Source organism: Pseudoalteromonas sp. S2721, from assembly GCF_005887425.1.
GTDB lineage: Bacteria > Pseudomonadota > Gammaproteobacteria > Enterobacterales > Alteromonadaceae > Pseudoalteromonas > Pseudoalteromonas simplex.
This window is the reverse complement of sequence record NZ_PNCZ01000016.1, coordinates 37,574-62,405: the sequence shown is the minus strand read 5'-3', so window position 1 is coordinate 62,405 and position 24,832 is coordinate 37,574. Positions and strand designations below refer to the sequence as shown.

General features: G+C 41.8%; 17 protein-coding genes. 13 read left to right on the top strand and 4 right to left on the bottom strand.

Annotation, left to right across the window (positions count from 1 at the left end):
- Positions 1 to 665: 665 nt before the first annotated feature.
- Positions 666 to 1,439, top strand: coding sequence for a class D beta-lactamase (blaOXA, locus tag CWC02_RS08225; RefSeq protein WP_138617567.1), 774 nt, complete (start codon positions 666 to 668; stop codon positions 1,437 to 1,439).
- A 175-nt stretch (positions 1,440 to 1,614) separates the two neighbouring features.
- A complete protein-coding gene (locus CWC02_RS08220; RefSeq protein ID WP_171043827.1) occupies positions 1,615 to 2,757 on the top strand; it encodes an FG-GAP repeat domain-containing protein in 1,143 nt (380 codons plus the stop codon).
- A gap of 249 nt (positions 2,758 to 3,006) precedes the next feature.
- Here CWC02_RS08220 and CWC02_RS08215 read toward each other — a convergent pair whose 3' ends face one another.
- Positions 3,007 to 5,022: a TonB-dependent receptor gene (locus CWC02_RS08215; RefSeq protein ID WP_138617563.1), complete on the bottom strand. Its 2,016-nt coding sequence runs from the start codon at positions 5,020 to 5,022 to the stop codon at positions 3,007 to 3,009.
- A gap of 217 nt (positions 5,023 to 5,239) precedes the next feature.
- On the opposite strand from CWC02_RS08215, the gene CWC02_RS08210 reads away from it, so the two are divergent.
- The 9 genes from CWC02_RS08210 (at position 5,240) to CWC02_RS08170 (ending at position 14,950) form a co-directional block, all read left to right on the top strand.
- On the top strand, positions 5,240 to 6,493 hold the full coding sequence (locus CWC02_RS08210) for a hypothetical protein (RefSeq protein WP_138617561.1): 1,254 nt from the start codon (positions 5,240 to 5,242) through the stop codon (positions 6,491 to 6,493).
- A 16-nt stretch (positions 6,494 to 6,509) separates the two neighbouring features.
- Positions 6,510 to 7,886: an SH3 domain-containing protein gene (locus CWC02_RS08205; protein ID WP_138617559.1), complete on the top strand. Its 1,377-nt coding sequence runs from the start codon at positions 6,510 to 6,512 to the stop codon at positions 7,884 to 7,886.
- A gap of 8 nt (positions 7,887 to 7,894) precedes the next feature.
- Entirely contained in the window at positions 7,895 to 9,007 is a 1,113-nt protein-coding gene (locus tag CWC02_RS08200; protein ID WP_138617557.1) for a dipeptide epimerase, read from the top strand.
- The gene (locus CWC02_RS08195; RefSeq protein ID WP_082389162.1) at positions 9,004 to 9,753 is read left to right on the top strand and encodes a L,D-transpeptidase family protein; all 750 of its coding nucleotides are present in this window, start codon (positions 9,004 to 9,006) and stop codon (positions 9,751 to 9,753) included. Before CWC02_RS08200 ends, CWC02_RS08195 begins: the two co-directional genes overlap by 4 nt.
- A gap of 80 nt (positions 9,754 to 9,833) precedes the next feature.
- A complete protein-coding gene (locus tag CWC02_RS08190) occupies positions 9,834 to 11,402 on the top strand; it encodes a sodium:solute symporter (protein ID WP_138617555.1) in 1,569 nt (522 codons plus the stop codon).
- Positions 11,403 to 12,314 carry a glucosamine kinase nucleotide-binding domain-containing protein gene (locus CWC02_RS08185; RefSeq protein ID WP_138617553.1) on the top strand — a complete coding sequence of 304 codons (912 nt, stop codon included), beginning with the start codon at positions 11,403 to 11,405 and terminating at the stop codon, positions 12,312 to 12,314.
- On the top strand, positions 12,304 to 13,239 hold the full coding sequence (murQ, locus tag CWC02_RS08180; RefSeq protein WP_138617551.1) for an N-acetylmuramic acid 6-phosphate etherase: 936 nt from the start codon (positions 12,304 to 12,306) through the stop codon (positions 13,237 to 13,239). Before CWC02_RS08185 ends, murQ begins: the two co-directional genes overlap by 11 nt.
- The gene (locus CWC02_RS08175) at positions 13,239 to 14,417 is read left to right on the top strand and encodes an exo-beta-N-acetylmuramidase NamZ family protein (RefSeq protein WP_138617549.1); all 1,179 of its coding nucleotides are present in this window, start codon (positions 13,239 to 13,241) and stop codon (positions 14,415 to 14,417) included. The genes murQ and CWC02_RS08175 overlap by 1 nt, the downstream gene beginning before the upstream one ends.
- A gap of 104 nt (positions 14,418 to 14,521) precedes the next feature.
- Positions 14,522 to 14,950 carry an energy transducer TonB gene (locus CWC02_RS08170; protein ID WP_138601978.1) on the top strand — a complete coding sequence of 143 codons (429 nt, stop codon included), beginning with the start codon at positions 14,522 to 14,524 and terminating at the stop codon, positions 14,948 to 14,950.
- Between the two features lie 63 nt (positions 14,951 to 15,013).
- Here the strand turns inward: CWC02_RS08170 and CWC02_RS08165 are convergent, their stop codons facing one another.
- Together CWC02_RS08165 and CWC02_RS08160 are read right to left on the bottom strand one after the other, a co-directional pair.
- Positions 15,014 to 18,055 (bottom strand): carboxypeptidase regulatory-like domain-containing protein, encoded by a 3,042-nt coding sequence (locus CWC02_RS08165; RefSeq protein WP_138617547.1) that lies wholly within the window; start codon positions 18,053 to 18,055, stop codon positions 15,014 to 15,016.
- 377 nt (positions 18,056 to 18,432) lie between these two features.
- Complete coding sequence (locus CWC02_RS08160; RefSeq protein ID WP_054551264.1) at positions 18,433 to 19,278, bottom strand: MurR/RpiR family transcriptional regulator; 846 nt, start codon at positions 19,276 to 19,278, stop codon at positions 18,433 to 18,435.
- A gap of 336 nt (positions 19,279 to 19,614) precedes the next feature.
- Here CWC02_RS08160 and pbp4b point away from each other — a divergent pair, with 336 nt between their 5' ends.
- Together pbp4b and CWC02_RS08150 are read left to right on the top strand one after the other, a co-directional pair.
- Positions 19,615 to 22,062: a penicillin binding protein PBP4B gene (pbp4b, locus tag CWC02_RS08155; RefSeq protein WP_138617545.1), complete on the top strand. Its 2,448-nt coding sequence runs from the start codon at positions 19,615 to 19,617 to the stop codon at positions 22,060 to 22,062.
- A 94-nt stretch (positions 22,063 to 22,156) separates the two neighbouring features.
- Entirely contained in the window at positions 22,157 to 23,533 is a 1,377-nt protein-coding gene (locus tag CWC02_RS08150; protein ID WP_054551265.1) for a Na+/H+ antiporter NhaC family protein, read from the top strand.
- A 155-nt stretch (positions 23,534 to 23,688) separates the two neighbouring features.
- Here CWC02_RS08150 and CWC02_RS08145 read toward each other — a convergent pair whose 3' ends face one another.
- Entirely contained in the window at positions 23,689 to 24,825 is a 1,137-nt protein-coding gene (locus CWC02_RS08145; RefSeq protein WP_138601970.1) for a PQQ-dependent sugar dehydrogenase, read from the bottom strand.
- Between the last annotated feature and the right edge of the window lie 7 nt (positions 24,826 to 24,832).

The window sequence follows — 24,832 nt, the reverse complement described above, 5'->3', positions numbered from 1 at the left end:
CCCGCGTCCGCCACTTTCTCTCATGTAGAGTTAAAGTGACATAAACCGACGAAAGTCGGTTTTTTTGTGCCTGCAATTCGCGAACCACACACTTTCTTCACCACAAATTAAACCCCCAACTCTAAATATAAACAATACACCCCGTAGGCGTGAAACTTGTTTCGCGCGGATCAAGGTGCTGTTGCTCCAGACGATTAACGCCTCATCGAGGCAATAGATTTTATACTGTAGATTAATTTATAAGCCTGCATCTTATAGGCAATAAAACAGAGTTAATTTGCATCAAGATAAATTTGTGTTAATTTTAATAAAATATTCCAAAAAATATAGCAATGTGGAATTCATTTTATATGTGTGAAAGATACAAATAAAAGGCTGGATGTACTTAATAATCTGCCAGAGGAGGGGAAAGTTGCCCGCAAACCGATCAATAACACTTTGAGCAGGTTAAGCTAACATCCACTATTTTGCTATAGGGGTTAACAAATTGAGGTTGTTTAGGATTTGATTACAAAATAAGCAGAAAAGCTATAAATCAACCATAGAGCTCAATTATCAATTTGTTAAAACTTACCTATGAGAAGGTACGTGATTGCAAGTCAGAAATATGCGTGGTTTGCGCATTATTAAATGTTATGCACACCTCACACACCTTTGGAGGTTATATGAAACAGACTTTGATTTTTATTTTGACCCTATTTTATTCTATTGCTTCAATAGCTGAGGACGCCCAACTGGCAGCAATATTTGATCGATACGAAACTGAAGGGACGATATTGATTTCTTCAATTGGTGGTGAGAAAGAGTTTATATATAACGAAAGCCGTGCGGGTCAGCGTTTTGCTGTTGCTTCTACATTCAAAATACTAAATTCATTGATCGCCCTAGAGGAAAAAATAGTTTTAAAGAAAGAATCGATTATCAAGTGGGATGGGACTGAATATGGTATTCGCTCTTGGAATGGAGATCAGACGTTGGCCAGTGCATATAAAGTGTCATGCGTTTGGTGCTATCAACGAATAGCTGAAAGAATTGGCGCTGAAAAATATCGTTTTTATATTGGTGCAGTGGGGTATGGCCAAATTAGTGAAGTTTTTAATGAAACTACGTTCTGGTTAGATGGCAGTTTAAAGAATAGCGCTAATGAACAAGTGGACTTTTTAAAAGAAGTTTATAGGCGATCATTGCCATTCAGTTTGTTCTCTTATGAAACCTTGAAAGATATTATGACTGAAGAAGAGTCTAGTTTATATGTGATTAGGGCAAAGACAGGCTGGGCAAAGCGCGTTGAACCCCAGGTTGGTTGGTATGTTGGCTATATTGAAACTAAAAACGATACTTGGTTTTTTGCAACAAATATAACAATTAATAGCATAGCTGACTTATCCCTGCGAAAGAAAATCACTCTAGAGGCTTTGAGAACAAAGGGTATTATATAAAATTAGATAGCAAGGTAAATCTGCCAGCTCGGACTTTAATCAGTGAAGCAACTGAGTCACCTATAGGTTTAGGGTGTAACTCCATTTTTTGAACTTCATTTAAGATTGAGTTGATGGGTATCTAAATATTTATTGGTATGACGATTTTATGTCAAAGACTAACAGGAGTGTACTGATGGGACATAGTTTAGAGGCACGGATACTAAAAATTCTAAAAATACTTCCGATTAGTCAAATCGTACTTTTTTTATGGCTACCCGCCAACTGTTTTGCTACAGATTTTCGATCACACCCTTTTCTTGAATTTGACATTGAGGGTCGACTTTCAGCGCACAGTGAACTAGTAGACATTGATAGAGATGGCGACTTGGACATTGTTGTTGCAAATGGTCGGCATTGGCCGCAGGCAAATATGATCTACTTGAATGATGGACGAGGTCGCATGATTGAGTCATTTCGTCTGGGTGCTAAGAATAAAGCCTCTTATATCGTGCGCTCAGGTGATCTAGATGGAGACGGTGATTCAGATTTAGTTGTTATTGGGGACAACTTGCCGATTGAAGTCTATAAAAATAATGATGGCTCATTCGATGAACCTAAATACCTTCTTAAGAGCAGATCTTATGCCAGAGGAGCAGTACTAACTGACCTAAATGGTGATAAAAAAGTTGACTTGGTAGTGGTTCCTAGACGGGGAAAGAGTAGGCTGTATTTTGGCAATGGGATAGGTTCGTTTTCAGACTCTAATGAATTACCTATACCGGTAGTTGGGGCTACTGGAGTTGTAGCGGGCGATATAGATTACGATGGTGATGTTGACCTAGTTGCGGCACTTAGGGATGATCAGTCAAGTGTTTTATTAATCAACGATGGAAAAGGTTCATTTGTTAGTAAGCCACTGCTTGGAAGCGAAGGAGATCATCGCCAGGCGTTGATAGGTGAGTTCACGAATGATGATTATCAAGATATAATTTTAGGCGATTTAAATGGCAACATAAAACTAATCGTAGGTACACCAAATGGTAGTTTCAAACAGCCTATTATAATTAATGATAAGGCTTTATTCGCACGCTCTTTGGCATCTGGCGATCTTGATGATGATGGTGACCTAGATGTCGTGGTAGGTGGTGATGAACAAACTAACTTCGCTCTTTATAATTTGGGAAATGGTAAATTTAGACTGGTTGAATTAACTACAGAGGCAAATGACACTTACGGTGTTAGTTTAGGTGATTTGAATAATGATGGACTATTAGATATCGTCTTTTCTAATTCAGAAAGTTCAAATGTTATTTTGCTTAACCGCAAGAATAAATAGTCAACTCATTATTTTTTCGCCTTTAATTTATCGAATGAAATAATTCTGAATTTATATGTGTGGTACCTTAACAGTGCAAATATCATCTCAGCAATTACAAGAGCGACTTCAGTCGCGAGCATCACACTTTCTTCACCACAAATTAAACCCTCAACTCAAAATACAAATGCCCCCGTAGGCGTTAAACTTGTTTCGCGCGCATCAAGATGCTGTCGCCATAAATGGCGACCTACAGGGTAGGGGCATTTTTTAAAATAAAAAACTCATGCTTAATCGAACTGTGCGTGGCTCAATGGGGTGAAAGTGATTATCTTCTACCCCTTCTGTTGGTTCGCCCGCTAGTCTTGATGAGTAGTAGTAATCAATGTCATGGTCATTACTATCAAACAAGTTAAGCAATTCAAGTTCTGCTTTCCAATGAGTTTGCTGATAACTCACTAAACCATTTACCACAGTTAAAGGCTCTGAACGTTTGCTGCCATCATCACTCAACATACGTTTACCTATATGGCGTAAACGTAATGAGCTTTGCCACTGTTGTGCAAACTGCCAGCTAATCCCGGCACTTGCAACCACTGGTACAGCTCCCTCAATACGGTTGTTGTTATTGCTAATGTCTAAACGAGAATGCGTAAATGACGCTTCTGCATCTAAGCTTAATGTGTCACTAAGCCAGTAGTAGGCACTTAGTTCTATACCATAGCGCTGTGATGCATCACTGGCCTCAGTGTTACCTGCATCACCAACAAACAACAATTCTGAGTCGAGTTCTAGCCACCAAAGGGCTGCAGAAAAGTTAAATTGTTGCTCATCGAAGTAGCGCAACCCTAACTCTGCACCGTTACTCTTAACGAGTAAGTCTACGGTGTTTGTTGCCTCAAATGTTACTGGGTCTTGAGCAATGGTTGCGCCACGAGCATCATTTGAATGAAAAGACTGCCCCCAGTTTGCATAACCAGCAAGGTTATCAGTAAATAAGTAAGTTAGACTCGCCTTAAAGCCGAGTAAATCATCATCTGCATCTCCAGAATTTAAACTGTTGTCGCTATCAACGTGAGCATCTAAATAATCATATCTAACACCAAGGGTTGCCTCTAACTGTTGGCTTAAATGAAGTTGTGTTTGCCAGTATGCTGTATAGCTTGTTTCCTCGACACTGTCTTGTCGTACTGTTGAAAGGTACTTTCGGGCTTGTGTATTGTATAGGCCAACTTTATTCACATTATCATGCCGAAGCTCTGTTCCAACGGTATGATTAACGGGAATATCACCTACATTAGCTGTAAATTGATAGCTTAGTGTTCCACCTGAGATAGTGCGATTATCTCGTTGGTTAAACTGATCGCCATTAATTGGATCATTAAGGAAATATGAGAAGTTAGAGTATAAATTTAGCTCGTAGTCGATGAGGTATGCACTTACTGATAAGTTTTGTCCTTGCCAATTTGTCGATAAGCTATACCGACTTGACTCTCCGCCAAGTGTTTTATCGAGTGAGCCAAGCTCTGAAATGATACCTTGCTCAATAGCCCTTTGCGGGATCTGATCTGCTGAATTCCAACTGTTGTCATAAGCCATTGCCGTAATTGATAAGTTACCTTGTTCTGAATCACGACTATAACGTAGCAATGCGTTTTTTTTATTAACGTCTTCATTAATATCCTGCCAAGGCCCATCATAAACTTGCCACTCTGTCGCGCCTACCAGTTTGCCACTACCAATTGAGGTACTCCCTAATGCAACACCTCTATAGAAGTTATCTTCCCCTACAGTGATACTGAGCTGATCATGTTTAGGGTTGTCAGATAAGTGAAAATAAGCACTGCCAGCCGTTGAAAAGTCGCCTTGGCGCACATCATAACTGCCTTTTTGATAACTAACAGTGGCAATTGTTTCTGGAATTATAAAGTTTAAGTCAGTATAGCCTTGCCCATGACCATGACTGCGCATATTGATAGGCATACCATCAATGTTCGTGGCAAAGTCTGTTCCATGATCAAGATTAAAACCACGAATAAAATATTGATTCGCTTTTCCAGAGCCGCTGTGTTGGGTGACAGCCATGCCGGGAATTAACTCAAGCAATTCAGTAGATCGAAGCATGGGTCTATTTTCTATTTCACCCTGACCAATAATACCGCTAGAGGCGCTTATAGACTCACCAATTAATCCAGTACGGTGACCATAAACCGTTATTTTTTCTATATTAGCAAACGCGTTAAAAGAGCAGCAGAAGGTTACAACACTGATACATAGCTTATTCATTTGAAAGATCCTTATTTGAAAGGTGCTAATCAACAAACGAGTAATTGCTAATATTGGATGCAAAAAACGTTTAAAAAATTGAGTTAATTTGCTTCATGGTCAATTTGTGTTAGATTTAATAAAATATTCCAAAAATAATAACAAGTGGGAATTTTATTTTATGTATGTGAAAGGTGCATATCAAAACAGGCTGGCTATAAGTTGCACCCTGATACTCTTGGCAGGTTGTCAAACAAGCACTGAAAAAGCCCCGTTAACCGACCAACAATACTTCGAGCAGGTGATGTTAGCGCCTGCTATTTTGCCAAACGATTTAACCAATACTGGCTGTTTATCGCTTGAGAGTGAAACTAAGCTGCAAGGCTATAAATCAGCGGCTGAGGTTAATTATCAGCAAGCAGGTTGGCAAAACAGAGTGGCAGCCGATTGGCAGTATTTTTTAGCCCCAGAGCAACCGGGTAAGCTACTCCTAATTGATTATCAAGTTCAAGCAGGGCAATTAGCTTACCGGTATTTAAGTGACGGCAGCCACAATGAGCTGTATGAACCTTGGAGCTCATCGAAGGTTCAAGCGTTTAGCGGTGCGCTGTCAAAAGTAAGACAAACTCACCCAGAGCTTGGTGCAGCTTCTTTTGCTGGTGATATGGCACTCGCTGATTTGATCAGCAGTATTAATAGTTACGAAGCATTTGGTAAAGCCGATGGTAACTCAAATGCGATAGCCAGTTATTTTGTCAATGTCGCAGGGCGCGAATATTTACGTGGGCTTTTTAATGATGGCTGGCTAAAACTACAGGATCAGCGTTTGTTATTTAACGGCGCATATGGCTCAGAGCAGTTTATGCCATCAGACGAATACTGGCATAACTCTGTTAATAATGAGCTTGATGCAAAGATAAGCCGGTTCAAAGCAAGCAGTGATGATCCTGGCTATTTAGGGTATCGTTGTGAGGGTTGTGGTTTAACGGGCAACAAAGCAATGACCACACTTGTTCAAGCGGAATGGTTAAAACGTCTGGTTAGTCATCAGCGTGAACCAAGTACGCAAATGCCTTATTTACAAGCAACTGATGTTGACGTGCTACTTAACGGCACAGGTCATACAGATGAACATGCTCCTGTAGGCGGCATGATGGTGGGTATCAGTCATATCGTTACAAATGCATTGGCAAATGTTATTGCACCAAATGATAGTCGCTCAGCAAAGGAAGTGCTCGATGGCGCAACGAATGGGCAGTGGCGTGTTTGGCAAAAAATTGGTTGGGGGCCAAGTGAAACGCGCTCCACCACAGAAACGGTTATGTTGGCACATGTGTGTTTAGGCAATTATCAAGGTGGCCGCGAGTTTACGTTTAGTGTGCAACAGTCAACTTTGGGGGCCGAAGAAGCCAATTTGCCAACAGTCGGTAAGCAAATGCAGCAAAAGTTGCAGCATGCTTTTACAAAATTATTAGATTCACGCGTTCAATAAGAATTAAGGTACAGCTATGCGTCGTTCAATTATCGCTTTATCAATTACTTTAGGTGTTGCTTTTAGTGCACCTATGCATGCTGAGGGGTGGCAATCAGATGTTATCGGGGTCACGCAGTCACAGCTTTCGCCCAGCTACTGGCTAGCACAAGGTGCATCGGCAAAAGTGATCATGACAGAGGCGCAAATTGCAGCCTTCAACGAGAAATTAATTAAAGATAATAAATACATTGTTGATCCTCTTTCATTTCAAAAATCGCTCACTAAAGACGAGCTAACAAGCGCCATTCATTCAGCAAGTTCAATTCCAAAAAGCCCGCGCTTTTTTACTGATGGCCGACAACTCACCGCGAAAGATTTTGCTAAATATCAGGAAAACTTAAACCTTAACAAAGTCGGAGATAACAATGAGGTACGCTTTGCTGTGGTCGTTAAGCGCACCGCATTACGCACTTTTCCAACCTGGGATCGGGTATTAAATAGCGGCCTTGATCAAGACTTAGATCGTTTTCAAGAAAGCGGTATGTTTCCGGGCGAAGCGGTTGCTGTATTGCATCAAAGCGCAGATAAAAAATGGTTGTTAGTTCGTGCTTACAACTACCTTGCATGGACGCCAGCCGAAGATCTTGCCTTTGCTGATGCGGATAAAATAAAAGCTTATCGCGAACAAGCTAACTTTTTGGTGGTAACCGGGGCAAAGGTCAATACTGCTTATGTGCCAAGCGATGAAACCCTCTCAGAAGTGCAGCTCGATATGGGAGTACGCTTACCATTGGTTGATAGTGAGCAAGTACCGTATTTGCTCAACGGCCAAAACAGCTATGCTAGCCATGTTGTACAGTTACCAACCCGCGATGAGCAAGGCAAACTTGTAATTAAACCGGCGATGATCAGTAAAACTGCCGATGTAAACTTAGGCTACCTAGACTACAACGAACAGAATCTGATTAAACAAGGCTTTAAGTTTTTAGGCGAGCGTTATGGTTGGGGCCATGATTACAATGGTCGCGACTGCACTGGGTTTGTTGGTGAAATTTATAAGAGCTTTGGCCTACTAATGCCGCGTAATTCAGGCCAGCAAGGCAGTAGTGAATACGGGCAAAATAGTCGTTTTGATAAAAATACTGCGGCAGATGATAAGTTGCCGACGGTTAAGAACATGGCGATTGGCGATCTAATTTATATTCCGGGTCATGTAATGATGTACTTAGGAGAGCATCACGGTGAGCCTTATGTTATTCATGACGTTAAAGGCTTAGGTTATAACAAAGGTGATGGTAGCTTTTATAGTAGTGCCTTGAATGGGGTGTCGGTCACGCCATTATTGCCACTTAGATTATCGCAAGAAACCAGCTACTTAGATCGTGTTTATAACATTAAGCGTATTCGTTAGAGGCCAGTATGAAAATTAAAGCTGTTCGCTTTGCAAAACTCAAAGTGCCATTAGTTACCCCATTTAAAACCGCACTGAGAGAAGTCAGTTTTATCGAGGATTTAGTGGTTTTAATCGACACTGAATGTGGTCAAATTGGCTATGGCTCTGCGGCCTCAACTCCGGTTATTACAGGCGATACCCATCAAGGAATGATAGCGGTCATTCAGCAGTTTATTGCTCCTAAATTAGTGGGGCAAGAAATCGAAAACATTAATCAGCTTACCCACATTATTCAATCAACGGTGGTTGGTAACAGTAGTGCAAAAGCGGCTTTAGAGTTGGCGGTTTACGACTTGTGGGGCAAGCTCTATCAAGCGCCTTTATATAAGCTACTTGGTGGTGGTAAATCAGCGCTAAAAACCGATATCACCATTAGTGTCGATAACATAGATAAAATGCTCAGTGACTGTCAGCGAGCGATTGAGCAAGGCTTTGATGTATTAAAAATAAAAATCGGCAATAACCTTAATCAAGATATTGAACGTGTAAAAGCAATTCATGCCGGCTTTGCCGATAAGGCTCAGCTGCGTTTAGATGTAAACCAAGGTTGGAATGCCAAACAAACTGTGTTTGCACTGCAGCAACTTGAGCAAGCCGGCGTGGTATTAGAGTTGGTTGAGCAGCCAGTAAAAAGCAGTGATATTCAAGGTCTAAAATATATTACTGAGCGAGTGAACACCCCGATTATGGCCGATGAAAGCGCCTTTTCACCGAAGCAAGTAATACAACTTTTAGAACTTGGCGCAGTTGATATCATCAATATTAAATTAATGAAAACGGGCGGTTTAAGCCGAGCAATAGAGATTGCTAATATCACAGCGCAATACCAAGCAGAGTGCATGATAGGTTGTATGCTAGAGGGCAGTATTGCCGTTGCAGGTGCTGCACATTTAGCCTCTGCCAAAGCGCAGCAAATCAGTAAAATCGATTTAGATGGTCCAGCCCTTGGTCAATATGACCCTGTGCAAGGGGGCGTTGAATTTAGCGGCCCACAAATACGCTTATCGGAATCCCCAGGTCTTGGTATTGAATCAATAACGGGGCTTGAACTAATTACAAACGGAGTATGGCCAGCATGAAAAAACTAGTCAGTCTTATTGCAGTTATGAGTTTATCGGCTTGTGCCAGTAAAGAGTTACCTAAACCTGTTATTGATAACAGTCATCAACAGCTCGTGGTGGTGGTAGCCAATGACAGTGATGCCATTGATGCTACCTTGTATCGCTTTGAAAAAACCGCTGGTAGTTGGCAACAACAAGGCCAGCAACACGCGGTGGTACTGGGTCGTACTGGCCTTGCGTGGGGAGTGGGGCTGCATCCTGCACAGCCGGGTCAGCAAAAACAAGAAGGTGATGGTAAAGCGCCGGCAGGTATTTTTGAGCTTGGTACTGCTTTTGGCTATTTAGATTCATTACAAACGAACCTTAGTTATCAAGCAATGACAGCAAATGATTATTGTATCGATGTGAAAGGCTCACCGTTTTACAACCAATTGGTTGATAAAGCACAAGTAGGTGAAGATGCCGTAAAAGACTCTTCAGAGTGGATGCGTCGTGATATTTACAGCCAAGATAACCTTTATAAAAAAGGCATTGTTGTTAAGCATAACCCAAGCAATATCAATGGCGCGGGCAGTTGTATCTTTATGCATTTATGGCGGGCGCCAAGTAAGCCTACAGCAGGTTGCACAGCAATGACAGAAAGCAATATGGATGCGTTACTTGCGTGGTTAGATGAGCGTAAAAAGCCGCTATTAGTCAGCTTAACCAAAGCGCAATATCAACAAAAGCAAAGTCAGTGGCAATTACCTAACTTAGCTAAATAAAAATAATGAAATAAAAGTATTTTAATTTTGTCATAATGATGGAATAATATATTCCATCAAGGTTTGGGTTAGGATAATAAATGAGTGCAAATTACGCTTTTCTCGATTGGCTAGTATTCGCAAGTTACGGTGCAATTTTATTGCTAAGTGGCTGGTGGTTTAATCGCAAACGCGCTAACTCAAGCCAAGATTTTTTTCTAGGCGGAAATAGCATGCCAACGTGGATGGTGGCTATTTCTGTTTTAGCGACTTCGCAATCAGCGGCAACGTTTATTGGCGGGCCTGATCAAGGCTATCAAGGTGATTTTTCTTATATTGCGACTAATATCGGTGCCTTTATTGCGGCCTTCATAGTATCGGCATTTTTAATTCCGAAGTTCTACCAGCAAAAAGTGTTCACTGTATATGAACTGCTTGAAAAACGTATCGGGCCAAAGGCCAAGCGCCGTAGCGGCATGATGTATTTATTTGGTCGTGTGTTTGCCAGTGGCGCCCGCTTATACATGGCAGCGATTGCTGTGGCGATGATTCTGTATGGCAATATCGATGCCGATAGTGTGGTCATCGCGACTTTAGTATTGGCGCTTGCGGGTCTGCTTTATACCTTTTTGGGTGGCATTCGCAGCGTTATTTATTCTGATGTACTGCAAAGTATCGTTTATGTCAGTGCGGCTATTGCGGTTATTTGGTGCTTGTTGAGTGTTATTCCGGCTGATTTCTCAACCATTATTGCAACTTTGAGTGAACCAAGTCCTGGTGCAGATTCAAAACTTGCGCTGTTTAAATTTGATTTAGATTTTGGCCCGTCAGGTGTGTTTAACATGGCCTCTGTGTTAACGGGGTTTGTGCTATTAAACATCGCTGCATTTGGTTTAGACCAAGATATGACGCAGCGCTTATTAACCTGTAAAAGTCCAAAAGAAGGCAGTAAAGCGTTATTACTATCGGTGGTGATGGTGATCCCAGTTATGGCTATTTTTATCTTTATTGGTTTGCTGCTGTATATTGTTTATCAGCAACCTGCACTAATGAATAGCGAAGCTGGGCAAACGGTCGTACAAGAATTTAATGGCGAAAAAATTACTATCTTTATGTACTACGTATTAAACGAAGTACCAGCCGGGGTTAAAGGTTTAGTCAGCGTGGGTATTATTGCTGCCGCTATTTCTACTTTGAACTCTGGGCTTAGTTCGATGTCTTCAGTCATCGTACAAGATATCTATCGCCCTTACTTGGAAAAACACAATAAACAAGTAAATGACCATCACTTTGTAAAAGCGGGTCGTGTAGGCATGGCTTTAGTAAGCCTTGCTTTAGCGCTTATGGCTATTCTTTGCTATTTCTGGCAGCAATACAGTGATATGCCATTATTAAAATTTGCGCTAAGTGTCATGGTGTTTTCGTACAGCGGTTTGTTAGGTGTGTATTTTACTACCTTGTTCACCAAACGAGGTAGTGAAGGTTCAGTGTTAGCGGCGCTAATAGCGGGCTTTATGGTGACCTTATTAATGCAGCCCTACATGATTGACTGGCTACTACCTGAGTCAATGCGCTTTTACTTAGGATTTACTTGGCAGCTATGCATAGGTACATTGCTCGCAACACTTGTATGTTGCCTAGGTAAAGCGGCACACGAGAAGAGCGCATAAATGGCCTTACGCTATATTTTAGCCATCGATGGCGGCGGCACCAAAGTGTTAGCTGAGCTAAAAGAGCAGGCAAGTGGTGCGACTTTCCGTGCCCAAGCGGGTTCGGCATCAATTTCGAATGATCTTGATTTAGCGTTAGAAAACATTGTTAAAGTGACCCGTGATGTTTGTCAGCAAAGTGGCGCAAAGCCAAGTGAAATTGTCACCGTTATGGGGGTTGCTGGTGGCTCATCGCAGAGTCTTGCTGAACAATTAACAGTGATGCTCAAGCTAGTGTACGAAATAGAATTTGCCAGTTTGCAAATTACCAGCGATGCAATTACGTCATTATATGGTGCTAATCTTGGTGACCCATGTGTGGTTATTGCCCTTGGCACCGGTGCTGTCGGGGCACGATTAAACGCCCAAAAGCAAACAAAGTTGGTGAGCGGCTGGGGCTTTTCCGTTGATGATTTTGGCGGTGGTGCCCGCATCGGCCTGATGGCAGTGCAGCAATTATTAAACGATATAGATATTTATGATTTACCAAAAAGTCGATTAACGGTTCGTTTGAGTGAGCAGCTAGGATGCACTCGTCAAACAATTAGTAGTTGGCTTAAACAAGCAAAACCTGCGGATTATGCAGCATTTAGCCCATTAGTGTTTAGCTTACAAAACGACTGTGAGGCGGCAAAAACGGTATTAACAGAGCATACCCAATCGGTGGTTAGGTTAATAGATAAAAGCCGAGGTAACTCGCCGTTACCGGTGATTTTAATTGGTGGTTTAGCGAAAGTCAGCCAACCATTATTGCCACGAGCCTTACAAAACGAATTATCTCCTTGTAAAGGAGATTCATTAACTGGTGCCGCCATTTTAGCGGCAAAGCATTACCATGACATTATTGAAAAAGGACAACCCAATGAGCCCTGAGCACGTCTTTAAGCAACAACGTGAGTTACTCGAAGAGTTAAACGGTATTGTCTCCGAAGGGCAAAACCCAGACACTTTGGATATCGATCTGCTCAGCTCCACTGAGATCCTCACTAAGATCAATAATGAAGATCACAAAGTAGCGGGTGCCGTGAAACAAGTGATCCCACAAATTAGTGAAGCTGTCGATCATGTCGTTGACGCATTTCAACAAGGTGGCAGGTTAATCTACATTGGCGCTGGCACCAGTGGTCGCTTAGGTATTTTGGATGCAGTTGAATGTGCGCCTACCTATAGCGTTAGCGATCAGCAAGTGCTCGGTATTATTGCAGGTGGTGACACCGCGGTTAAAAAAGCCGTAGAAGGCGCTGAGGATAGTACAACACTTGCTGTTGAAGATTTAAAAAATGTGAGTTTAACCAGTAAAGATGTCGTGGTTGGCATAGCTGCCAGTGGCCGTACCCCCTATGTTTGCTCGGCAATTGAATACGCTAAATCGTTAGGTTGTGTCACTGTGGGTGTTACTTGTAACCCAGACTCAGCAGTGATGCGTTTACCACAAATTGGTATTTGCCCTGTAGTTGGTGCAGAAGCTGTGACTGGTTCTACACGTATGAAATCGGGCACTGCACAGAAACTGGTGTTGAATATGCTAAGTACAGCCAGCATGATCCGCACAGGTAAAGTCTATAAAAACCTGATGGTTGATGTAAATGCCAGTAACGAAAAGCTACATGCTCGTGCTATTCGTATTGTGATGCAAGCAACAGAGTGTTCGCAGCAGCAAGCCGTTGATGCATTAAAGCAAGCAGGGCAAAGCGCAAAACTGGCTATTTTAATTGTGTTGACCGGAAAACCAGCTCCTGAAGCAAAACAGTTATTGTCAAATGCAGGTGGCTTTTTACGTAAGGCGGTTGAAGAATAATGCGTTTATTAGTTATTTTACTTCTTAGTTGTTTTGCGCTTTTAGGTTGCCAAGAAACACCCGTACAAGCGCCTAAAAATGCACAGCCTTTACAGGTGGGCGCAGCCAATTTTCAAGCTTATGTTCCTGCATTAGAAGGTAAACGTGTTGGCTTGGTAGTTAATCAAACGTCAGTGGTGAATGGTCAACATTTGGTTGATGCATTACTTGATAATGGCGTAGTGATCGGCAAAATATTTGCCCCAGAGCATGGTTTTCGCGGCGATCATGACGCCGGTGCTCACGTTAAAAGCACAGTAGATGCTAAAACCGGCATTGATGTTGTGTCGATTTATGGCAGTAATAAAAAGCCAAGCCCTGAGATGCTTGCAGATCTAGATGTCATTATTTTTGATATTCAAGATGTTGGTGTGCGTTTTTATACTTACATCAGCTCAATGCATTACGTAATGGAAGCTGCCGCTGAAAATGGTAAACAGGTTGTGGTACTCGATAGACCTAATCCGAATATTGCCTATGTTGATGGGCCTATTCTTGACCCACAATTTCGCTCATTTGTTGGCATGCACGAAATTCCTGTTCTACACGGTATGACAGTGGCTGAACTTGCTCAAATGATCAAAGGCGAAGGCTGGATAAATGACGCAGATAAGCTTGAGCTAAGTGTCGTGCCTGTTACAAACTATGACCGTACTATGGCCTATGATCTACCAATAAAGCCAAGCCCTAACTTACCGAATGCCCAATCAATTGCGCTTTATCCATCATTGTGTTTCTTTGAAGCAACGCCTGTAACTATTGGCCGTGGCACTGATTTTCCGTTTCAAGTTGTCGGTTACTCGCCAGTTAAACTCGGTGAATTTAGCTTTACCCCAAGGGCAATTAAAGGCGCTTCAATGCACCCTAAATTCAAAGGGGTTGAAGTATTTGGTCAAGACTTACGAGATGCTGATATTCAAGGCCTAGATTTAAGCTTGTTTATTTCGGCTTATCAAAAGCTAACTGCGAATGATCAAACGTTTTTTGAACGAGCTGGTTTTATGGATAAACTTGCAGGAACTGATAAATTGCGTTTAGCGATTGAAGCTGGCCAAACTGAGCAACAAATCAAGCAAAGCTGGCAAGCGGATTTGAACGCTTTTAAACGCAAGCGAACGCCATATTTGCTGTATCAATAATAATTAGATAATTAGATAAATAACAACGAGGCGCTTGCCTCGTTTTTTATATTTCTAAAAATTAATTGTGGTATATTCAGGGACTTGATTTATAAGGATATACCATGAAAGTTCATTTAATTGCTGCATTTTCTTTACTCGCTGGCTGCTCACAACTCCCAAACAGTGCAACAAGTAACTCAACCGATGTGCTCGACCTTCGTGATGATAAAAACGCAGCGGAGCAGCTGTGGACACTTAAACATGCAACAAAGCCCAACTATCCTCAAGCTGCTTTAATATCTAAGCAGACAGGCTGTGCGCGCTTTATTATTACTATTGATAAACAAGGTAATACCACTGATATTCGTTTTGTAGAGAGCTTCCCTGAAGGGCTGTTTGTCGATGTGTCGCGAGAGTCACTTAAACATTGGCTGTGGCAGGCAAGTAAAAGTAACAGCGAGTCGCGAGCGATAACCCGAACGGTGCAGCTAGACTACTTCATGAAAGAAGCGGCTAATATAGATGCTGCAAAAGCATTTTGTACAATTTAAGTTTTTACTGTTTTTGAGGCATAAAAAAGGGCCGTAATAGCGGCCCCAACAGGATTGATTAACTTAGAACTTGAAGTTAACTGAAAGCTGCAAACTACGCGGGTTATAGTAACTGCGTGATTCACCATAGTTTTCATCAAGTACATATGGGTTTTTGTTGTAACCTGTTTGGCGGTTAAAGACATTAAATATATCTGCGCGGAATTGTAATTCCATATCACCTGAGAACTTAAAGTCTTGGGTGTAGTTTAAGTCAAGTTGCCAGTGACTTGCTGTTCTTCGAGAACCTGCAGGCTCGGCATAGCGGCTAACATGGCTGGTTGGATAACCATACATAGTACCATCCCAGTTTTCCCAAGCTTGACCAGATTGGAATACAAAGTAAGCACCAATGTTTGCTTCCCACGGCACGGTGTAGTAACCATACACTTTAACTTTATGTGGCTTATCACCGGAAAGAGTCCCGTATCGGTTATCCCATGAGTAACGACCGCGACCATCACCATAGTATGATGAGCCGATAAAGTTATTTGCATCATTACTTGTTGTGGTATTGTCTTGGTCGAAATTACCGTAGTAATGGCTCCAAACATATGAAGCATTGATGTAGCTGTTTTCACCTAAGTATTCAGCTTCGATGCTGGCTTCCCAATATTTGGTTTCACCGCCATCGACTTCAGCAATCACATAAGAAGAACCACCAATTTCATCGCGGATTTCATCTAGGTTATCTACATATAAACCTTTATCTGCAATATGTTGCGGTACGCCATCAGCATCAACGCCAGAGTAGTCAGTTAAGCGTGCAGTGTTTGGCATATCTTCCCAAAAATGCATACCTTTACGGTGACGTACGTGAGCACGTAATACTAAATCAGAACCCACGTATTTAGTGGTACCAAGCGTGAACTCATTAATTCGACGAGGCTTCATGCCTTCTTGGAATGCTTTACCTGACGAGCCGCGTCGAGGTGACGCAGAAAGAATATTACCTGATTCATCAAGTAGTAATTCAATTTCAGCGCGAGTATTACGATCCCATGAAGCTGCACGAGCCAAAGAGCTTGCTTCAGGGTTATAAATAGCAAAGTTCGCAAATACTGAATCTTCGCCAGAGTATGTCCAGGTTGCACCTAAACGAGGTTGAAGCATATCACTCCAATCTGTTTTATACATTTCGTACTTATTTCCTGGAGCCAACTCATAACCTGAAACGGTTCCTGACTTCGCTTTTAAGCCTTGTCCGTACCAAGTATCTTGGCTCACAAGTAAACCGATATTATAAGTCCAGTCACCATGCTCAATAGTATCGTTTATTTCGAAATTGAGGCTGCGCATTTCAGAATCGATACCTGAGACTGTGCTTCCATCTTCGGTTGCCAGACTCATTTGTTGTACATGTGCGCGATAAATGGCATCGGCAGGGTCAAAGCCTTCAGTGTCTGCATCAGCATCGACTAAACCGCCAAGGTAAGAGATGCGTCCCCAGCCATTTGATAATCGGGTAAGTTGCTCTTCACTTTCTTCCCACTTAGCACCAAAATGAAGCGTGTGGTATGTGTCACCCCAGTCAAATTCATGCTCTAAGCTAATTTCAAACGAATCACGATAGAAGTTAATATTGTCATATTGTGAATAAGCGCCAACTCCACCACCGCCTTTTAACACTCCATCTTCCGTGTAACCGTAGGTATTAATTAATCCGGTAGCTCCAGCATTGTAAATAGCAATTTGTTCTTCAGTGAAGCCTTCTTCAGGATCATAGTCTCTAAGGCTTGGTACCGAGAAGTAACCCATCTGAGTAAGGTTGTTAACATCAAGCTGACTATCTAATGAAGGTACGACACTCAGCTCTGTATCTGGTTTCGAACCTGTTTCTAATTCAAACTTACTGTATTGGAATGATAGAGTGGTTGCAGAGCCTAAAATCCAAGAGCCATCTAAAGTAAAAATATCTTGGTCAGCTTTACTACCGACAGATACACTGTCAGTTTCGTAAGCGCCAATTGAATCACCTTTAACTTCTTTGTCGGATGTACGTTGTGAAATATTAATTAAAATATCGTCAGTTGGCGCCCAAGTTAATTTACCAAAGTATTCATCACGGATACTTTCATATTCTTTAACGCCACCATAGGCAGTATCTTTATTCGAGCGAGTTTCTTCTGGGCGATAATAAGAGGTATAGAAATATAAGGTATCCTCAATAAGTGGGCCGCCTAAACTTGCTGTTAACCAGCTTTTATCGAGCTCATAGCTTTCTTCACCAACAGGTGTTGCAACAAAGCTTTTTGGTTGTACTTTGTATTCTACATTGCCGTGAAACTCGTCAGTACCCGATTTTGATACGGTGTTAATTGAGAAGCCACCTGAGCGGTTAAAACCAACCGCTTTTGCACCACCGCGGTCCATAGTAACGTAAGCAACGTCGTGAGTTGATGGCTCTGATGCTAAGTTACCAAACATCGGCATTGAAACATTTACACCGTCAAATCCATAAGAGTTATCAACCCCAGAACCACCCGCTGACGGACCTAAAATTGTATTTGCCGAAAGCTCAACACCCGGTACAAGTTTTAATAGGTCACGATAATCTTGACCAACAGGCACGCTGTTGATTGCTTCTTCACCTAATGAGTTAGTCAGTGCAGACTTACCTTGGCGGAATAATTTACTGCCGGTAACCGTGATGACTTCAACGTTTTCGTTAGCACCACCCATAGTGACGTTTAGGCTCGAAGTTTGTTCAAGTAAAACATCCACAGTCATGGTTTGAGTTACACCGTTTTTATCGGTGAAAGTCAGTTCATAAGTACCCGGTTTTAATTGTGGTAAGTCGTAGCTGCCGTCTTCTCGTGTAACGACAGTACGTGGTTTTGGCATCACATTACTTTTTGCTGTAACGGTGATCCCCGCCAGTGACTGCTGTGCTTCTGGTGATGATACCTTACCTTTGATCCCCCCGGTTAGATTTGCAAAGGCTGGCGCGCTGGCGAGTGCCGCGGCCATAACAACACCGGTTAAGGCTGTTTTCTTTGCGCGAAGTGCATTGCTAGTCGCTTTTGCTATATAGCTCATTGCGAGTGTGGATGCATGTTGTTTCATTGTTTCCCGTCCTTATATTTATATGCTTTGCTGGACTACTTACCCAATTGAGACTTATGAACTTTAAAATTATGTTGCCCATATATTAAACAGGTGTTATTGAATGTGGTCAAGAATATTTTTTTGTTTTAAGGTGTGTTTTTAGGAATAAAATATATAACCGATTTTAGGTAAAGCTTAGCAATGGCTAGCCTTAGCGAGTGGCTAATTTAGTGTTAGCAAAACTTTGTAAGAAATTATGACTTTTTGGTCAGTATCTTAGCTAAACGAGTAAATGATTTAGAGGGTAAAAATGAATTGTTAATTACAAATATAAAATAGACACAAAAAAGCAGCCTAAGCTGCTTTTTAGTATTTAAGTAACTTTAATGAAGAAATTAGTTATTCTTAAATTCGCCAACAACTTCATTAGAATGTTCTAGTAACTTACGGCCTTGACGGCTTGATTGCGTCAGGGCTATAAACAAAATATCAATGACAAAATCTTGTGCCGTTCGCGCTAAAATTGACGATAAACGTACAGACTCACCCTCAGCAACCGAGTAAAGTTTTACATCAGCTGAGTCGGCAACAAGGCTACTGCCAAATTTTGTCACTGAGATCACCGAGCTTGAATTTTTCTTGGCTTGCTTAACAACTTCGGCAATTTCGCGAGTCATACCTGATTCACTAATCGCGATGACCAAATCACCTTTCGAAAAGGTCGCAACATACGCAAGTTGTGCATGCCCATCTGGCTCTGCAATTGCAGGCATACCGAGTTTTTGTAATTTATAAGAAAAATCTTTTGCAACCAGCGCTGAGCCACCTAAACCACAAATTAAAATGCGCTTTGCTGATTTTAATAGCTCTACCGCCTTTTCGACAGCCGGTGCTTCGTTGAGGTTTTTGGTTTCGGTTAACACCGCCAATTTACTGCTTAATAGTTTTTCGGCGATTTGCTCTAGCGAGTCATTCAGGGTGATTTTGCCATGTAGCTTAGGTTCGCTCGTTTCATCGTTAAGGGCATCAATTACCGCAAGCTTAAAAGCAGGGAAGCCTTTATAACCTAACTTTTGCGAAAACTTCACCACACTTGATTGGCTTACACCAACCACTTTTGCTAGTTCAACCGATGATAAATTACGAATCGCATTCGCTGAATTTAACGTAAAGTCAGCAAGCTTAGCTTCGCTGCTCGATAGAGATTGGCGTAAGGCTTTAATTTTTACAAAAGTAGACATAGGGCTCACTTTGTTTGCTTAACTTAGTCAAAACGCAAAGCATGGTTCTATTATAAACACAGGGCTTGGGCGCATTGTTTGCTTAACACGACGACTTATTTTTGTTTTAGCAGACCTAAGTTTGGAATATTTTTCTTAATTTAGATGGAATAATATAGTTTTATTCCATAATAGATACAACACTAATTATTGAGAAAGCCCTATTTTTAGTAACTTAGCGATAATGTATGCTTTTTATTCTTCAAATGTGAAATAAAATATTTTACATGTTAAGTGGGTGTTGCTACTGTATTGCTGAGAATCGTCAATGCTTAAATCATCAGGTATGAATCTGTTATGAGTTTTACCCCTTTGAAAACATTACTTAAACAGCTGTGTTATCTCAGTAGTGCGGCATTATTAGTAAGCTGTGCCAGTAATCCATATACCTACACACAATCAGCTAATTACAGCCATCGTGTTAAGTTCTTAGTGATGCATTACACCGCTATTGATTACGAAAAATCAATGCGTGCGCTCGTGGATGAAGGGGGATTGAGTTCACATTATTTATTACCCGAATCAGGCGATCCTAGTTACCCAAAAGATGATTTAGAAATTATTCAGCTAGTTGATGAAAAAGATAGAGCATGGCACGCCGGACGCAGCTTTTGGCAAGGACGAGAAGATTTAAACGATCATTCTATTGGTATTGAAATAGTGAATGTACCAAGCTGTCATATTCCTGAGCAAACAAAGCTTGCAATGGAAAACGACGCCAGCAAGTTATGTATTTTTCCAGACTATGATGCCAAACAAATTGAACTACTAATCAAGCTAAGCAAAGATATTCTTGCTCGTAATCCAGATATCGGCCCAACTCAAGTTATTGGCCATTCTGATATTGCCCCAAGCCGTAAGAACGACCCAGGCCCGCGTTTTCCTTGGTATCAACTGTATAAAGCAGGTATCGGTGCGTGGTATGACAGCAACACCGTTGATAAGTATTGGCAGCTATTTAGCGCATCAAAACCTTCTGTTGAGTTAATGCAAAAAGCATTGCGCAGTTACGGCTATGAGGTGATTGCAACGGGTCAGCTTGATTCGCAAACGCTCGATGCCCTAAGTGCTTTTCAAATGCACTTTTTGCCTTGGCATGTAAGCGGTAATAGTGATGCAAGAAGTGCCGCTGTGCTATTTGCATTACTAGATAAGTACTTTCCTAAAAAGCTTGAGCGGTTATTTAAAGAATATCAGCAGCAACAGCAAGCGGTTGAGCCTGCGCCAAAAACACTGGCCAATGCACAAGTTGTAGCGCGTATTCCGGCGCTTGATCCGAGTAGCCGCGCGCTAGTGAACGACAGAGGCACTTTTATAGCCTATAAAGGTCGCGGTGAAATCATCATTGAAAATCAAGATGCAACCAGTGCTGATATTTTCATTAATGGTGAAAAAATTAATATTGCCTCACCATTAACAGCCGAAAAAATATATCAATACAGTTTAGCTAAACGCACCCGCGATGGCATTAACACTTATAAGGTAGAGAATGTGTTGCCTGAAGGGGCAAGCTTAACCTTACGTTTTCCTTACCCAACGCTTGATACAAACAACAGTCAAAAGCGTTTTAGTGCCGTTGATGAGTTAATTAATCATGAGATTAAAGAGGGCTTTCCGGGCGCAGTACTTGCCGTTATTAAAGATGGCAAGTTGATCAAACTAAGCCATTATGGCGCGGCTAAAAAGTACCATGTTGATGGCAGTGAGCTTGCAAGCCCACAAGCCATGCAAAACGATACCTTGTTTGATATAGCTTCAAATTCAAAAATGTTTGCCACTAACTTTGCGCTGATGAAGCTTGCCAGCGAAGGAAAACTCGACGTAGAAAAACCGCTGTTCTATTACCTACCAGAATTTAGAGGCGGCGGCCGTGAACAGCGTTTAGTAAAAGATTTACTCACCCATAGTGCGGGTTACCCAGCCGTGGTTGATTTTCATCGTAAAGACAATAAATTTGGTGAGCGCTTTTTTTCTCAAAACAGCCTACGTACTAAAAACCTGTTATTAACAGGCGTGCCTTTTGTGGCTGGTCGTAACGTAAAACACCTATATTCTGATATCGATTATATGTTGCTTGGTGTATTAGTTGAGCGTATCAGCGGTATGGCGCTCGATACCTATGTTGAGAGCCAAGTTTATCAGCCGCTTGGTTTAACACATACGGTTTATAATCCATTGCAAAAAGGCTTTTTAGCTTCACAGATTGCCGCTACTGAGATTAACGGCAACACCCGAGGTGGTCGCATTGAGTTTGAAAACATTCGAACCGATGTACTGCAAGGTGAAGTACATGATGAAAAAGCCTTTTATGCTTTAGGTGGTGTAGCGGGGCATGCGGGGCTATTTAGTACCGCTGGTGACTTGTCCGTACTTATGCAGGTGTTACTCAATGGTGGCGGTTACGACAACAAACAAATTTTTACGCCACAAGTACTTGAACAATTCACAAACTCCCAAGCAAGCGATGAGACCTATGGGTTAGGGTGGCGACGCGCTGGGCATCAAGCGCGCAAATGGCATTTTGGCCCTTATGCTAGCCCGCGGGCTTTTGGTCATACGGGCTGGACAGGCACTGTAACCGTTATTGACCCCGAATACGACCTTGCTATTGTACTACTAACCAATGCGCGTCATACCCCAATTGAAGGCTCGCAAAAAAATTACCAGTTTGTCGGCAAGCGTTTTGAAACAGGTAAGTATGGCTCTATTATCTCACTGATTTATGAGAGTATATTAAATCACTAGTCGAATTAAGTTGAGTTTGGTGGCAAAGCCATTAAGCTTAGCAAGTTTTCGCATAATAAAAATAAAATGTTGTTCTTAATTTAAAAGGGTTTTTATGTCTTGGTATTCAATTTTACCACCCTTGATTGCTATCTTAATTGTGTTTTGGCGCAAAGAAGTGATCATGGCGTTATTAGTCGCTGTTGCGTCGTCTGAGTTTTTACTTGCTCTGAATGGTGAAGGTAATACCTTGTTTTTCACCTTTATTAATACCATAGAGCGAGTCATTGAAGTTGCCAGCTCCCCTGGTAATAGCCGTATCCTTATTTTTAGTGTTCTAATCGGTGCTTTACTTGCCTACATTCGTGAATCTGGCGGTGTGGCTGCGACGGTTAATTTACTGATGAACAAAGGGGTTGCAAAAAGTAAGCGCCAAGTGGGTTACTTAACCATGTTCTCAGGTATTGCGGTGTTCATTGAATCGAACTTAAGTGTATTAACCTCGGGGATTTTATCGCGTGGTTTGTTTGATAAATTTAAAATGAGCCGAGCGCGCCTTGCTTACATTATCGATAGTACTAGTGCACCTGTATGTATTTTAATCTTGCTAAATGGCTGGGGCGCTTATGTGTTGGGCTTGCTTGGCAACTACGAAATGGAAGAGTCAGCTGTATCGGTATTATGGGGCAGTATTGGTTATAACTTCTATGCCATTATCGCGCTACTTATCGTGTTTTATACGATTACTTTCGACAAGGTACATGGCCCATTAAAGCAAGCAGAAGAAAATTTTGAACAACAAGAAACCGAACTAACAGAAGAAGTCAAAGGCTCAAAAGCGCGTTACATGCTTGTGCCACTTATCACTTTAATTGGTAGCATGGTTGGTTTTATGTTCTGGACTGGCGATGGCGATATTGCCAGCGGCAGCGGCTCTAAATCAGTGCTGTATGCAACTATTTTAGCTTGTGTTGTGGCTTACTTTTTAATGATTAGCTCGCGTGAATTTACGCATCATAAGCTTGTTGATATTGGCTTTAAAGGAATGGGTGAGTTACTGCCATTAGTGTCTATTGTATTACTTTCACTCACTTTAGGTGCAAGCTTAAAAGACCTAGGTACGGGTGTGTTTGTAGCCGGACTAGTCGGTGATTTCTTACCTATTTACTTGGTTGTGCCAGTGCTGTTTTTAACCGGTGCAGTAATTTCATTTACCACAGGTACCTCGTGGGGCACATTCGCAATACTTATTCCAATTGGTGTGCCGCTCATTCAAGCATTAGGTTTACCACCTTCATTGGTCATTGCTGCTATTCTAGGTGGTGGTGTGTTTGGCGATCACTGCTCGCCAATCTCAGATACCAGCGCAGTATCGGCCATTGCATCAGGGTGTGATTTATTAACTCACGTAAAAACCCAAATGCCATATGCCTTATTCGGCGGTGCGCTAACTTTTATTGCTTACCTAGTGACGAGCATAATTGTTTTATAAGTAATAGCTTTAAGCCTTAAGTTATAAGTAAAAAACCACAGAGGAGTCTGTGGTTTTTTATTGCTTGTAACGTAAGTCGTATGTTCAAGTTTGATAGCCGTCAGTTTGAAAGCTGATAGCTCTGAGGTGTTGGGTTTCGCTTCGCTCTATCCAACCTACGATTTAGGTACAACCTTATAAACACCGACACCATCAACACCAAGATATAAATCACCATTAGGGTGGGTGGCTAGGCTGCGCACGCGACCTACACCTTCAAATACCTTGCTGTGGCCTGTTACTTTGTCACCATCAAGTTTCACCAAAACAAGGTGACCAAACTTCATCGAACCTACGGCAATTTGACCTTGCCACTGCGGGTATTTATCGCTGGTGATAAATTCCATTCCAGAAGGGGCAATTGAAGGCACCCAATACCAATCAGGTTGCTCCATTCCCTCGCGACTGGTTTCGTCAGTAATTTTTGTACCAATGTAGTTGATCCCATAAGTGATCTCAGGCCAACCATAGTTAGCACCTGCTTTAACTATGTTGATTTCATCGCCGCCCCGCGGGCCATGTTCATGGCTCCAAATAACTCCCGTTTCTGGGTGCATCGCCATACCTTGAGGGTTACGGTGTCCATATGAATAAATACTTTTGTGAGTTGTTTTATGGTTATAAAACGGGTTTGATTTAGGGATAGAGCCATCGCTATTGATACGGTGAATTTTGCCAGCATCATAGTCAAGGCTTTGTGGGTGAACGTCTCTTTTGCCACGGTCGCCAATAGAGAAGTACAAGTAACCTTGTTTGTCGAACTCAATACGCGAACCATAGTGTTTTGTTGTTTCAATATTAGGCTCGCCATCAAACAATAATTGCTGATCGATAAGAGCCATATCTTTAAAGCGGGCGCGCATAATCGAGGTGTTATAACCCTCACCATCGCCTTCATAGCCCGAGTACGAAAAGTAAATCCAGCCATTGTCGGCAAAGTTCGGATCAAGCTCTATGTCTAATAAGCCCCCTTGACCTTCATCATGTACTTTAGGTGTGCCTTTAACTATTTGCTCAACGAGTTTGCCATCACGAATTAATCTAAGCTCGCCACGTCTGTCGGTAACGAGTAAGTCACGCTCGTTAAGCCAAGCCATACCCCACGGAATTTGAATTCCTTCACTTACTAATTCTAGTTTGTAGTTATCAGCGCTAGCATCCAGAGGGATCTTTTGCTCCGGCTGAGCGCACGCTTGCAAGCTCGACAAGCTAATTGAGGTAATGATTAAACTGTTAAACAAAGACCTTTTCATGGTAACT

What these genes read in the sequence shown, in the direction of transcription:
- blaOXA (WP_138617567.1), top strand. Translation starts at nt 666, where the DNA reads ATGAAACAGACTTTGATTTTTATTTTGACCCTATTTTATTCTATTGCT.
- CWC02_RS08220 (WP_171043827.1), top strand. Translation starts at nt 1,615, where the DNA reads ATGGGACATAGTTTAGAGGCACGGATACTAAAAATTCTAAAAATACTT.
- CWC02_RS08215 (WP_138617563.1), bottom strand. Translation starts at nt 5,022, where the DNA reads ATGAATAAGCTATGTATCAGTGTTGTAACCTTCTGCTGCTCTTTTAAC.
- CWC02_RS08205 (WP_138617559.1), top strand. Translation starts at nt 6,510, where the DNA reads ATGCGTCGTTCAATTATCGCTTTATCAATTACTTTAGGTGTTGCTTTT.
- CWC02_RS08200 (WP_138617557.1), top strand. Translation starts at nt 7,895, where the DNA reads ATGAAAATTAAAGCTGTTCGCTTTGCAAAACTCAAAGTGCCATTAGTT.
- CWC02_RS08195 (WP_082389162.1), top strand. Translation starts at nt 9,004, where the DNA reads ATGAAAAAACTAGTCAGTCTTATTGCAGTTATGAGTTTATCGGCTTGT.
- CWC02_RS08190 (WP_138617555.1), top strand. Translation starts at nt 9,834, where the DNA reads ATGAGTGCAAATTACGCTTTTCTCGATTGGCTAGTATTCGCAAGTTAC.
- CWC02_RS08185 (WP_138617553.1), top strand. Translation starts at nt 11,403, where the DNA reads ATGGCCTTACGCTATATTTTAGCCATCGATGGCGGCGGCACCAAAGTG.
- murQ (WP_138617551.1), top strand. Translation starts at nt 12,304, where the DNA reads ATGAGCCCTGAGCACGTCTTTAAGCAACAACGTGAGTTACTCGAAGAG.
- CWC02_RS08175 (WP_138617549.1), top strand. Translation starts at nt 13,239, where the DNA reads ATGCGTTTATTAGTTATTTTACTTCTTAGTTGTTTTGCGCTTTTAGGT.
- CWC02_RS08170 (WP_138601978.1), top strand. Translation starts at nt 14,522, where the DNA reads ATGAAAGTTCATTTAATTGCTGCATTTTCTTTACTCGCTGGCTGCTCA.
- CWC02_RS08165 (WP_138617547.1), bottom strand. Translation starts at nt 18,055, where the DNA reads ATGAAACAACATGCATCCACACTCGCAATGAGCTATATAGCAAAAGCG.
- CWC02_RS08160 (WP_054551264.1), bottom strand. Translation starts at nt 19,278, where the DNA reads ATGTCTACTTTTGTAAAAATTAAAGCCTTACGCCAATCTCTATCGAGC.
- pbp4b (WP_138617545.1), top strand. Translation starts at nt 19,615, where the DNA reads ATGAGTTTTACCCCTTTGAAAACATTACTTAAACAGCTGTGTTATCTC.
- CWC02_RS08150 (WP_054551265.1), top strand. Translation starts at nt 22,157, where the DNA reads ATGTCTTGGTATTCAATTTTACCACCCTTGATTGCTATCTTAATTGTG.
- CWC02_RS08145 (WP_138601970.1), bottom strand. Translation starts at nt 24,825, where the DNA reads ATGAAAAGGTCTTTGTTTAACAGTTTAATCATTACCTCAATTAGCTTG.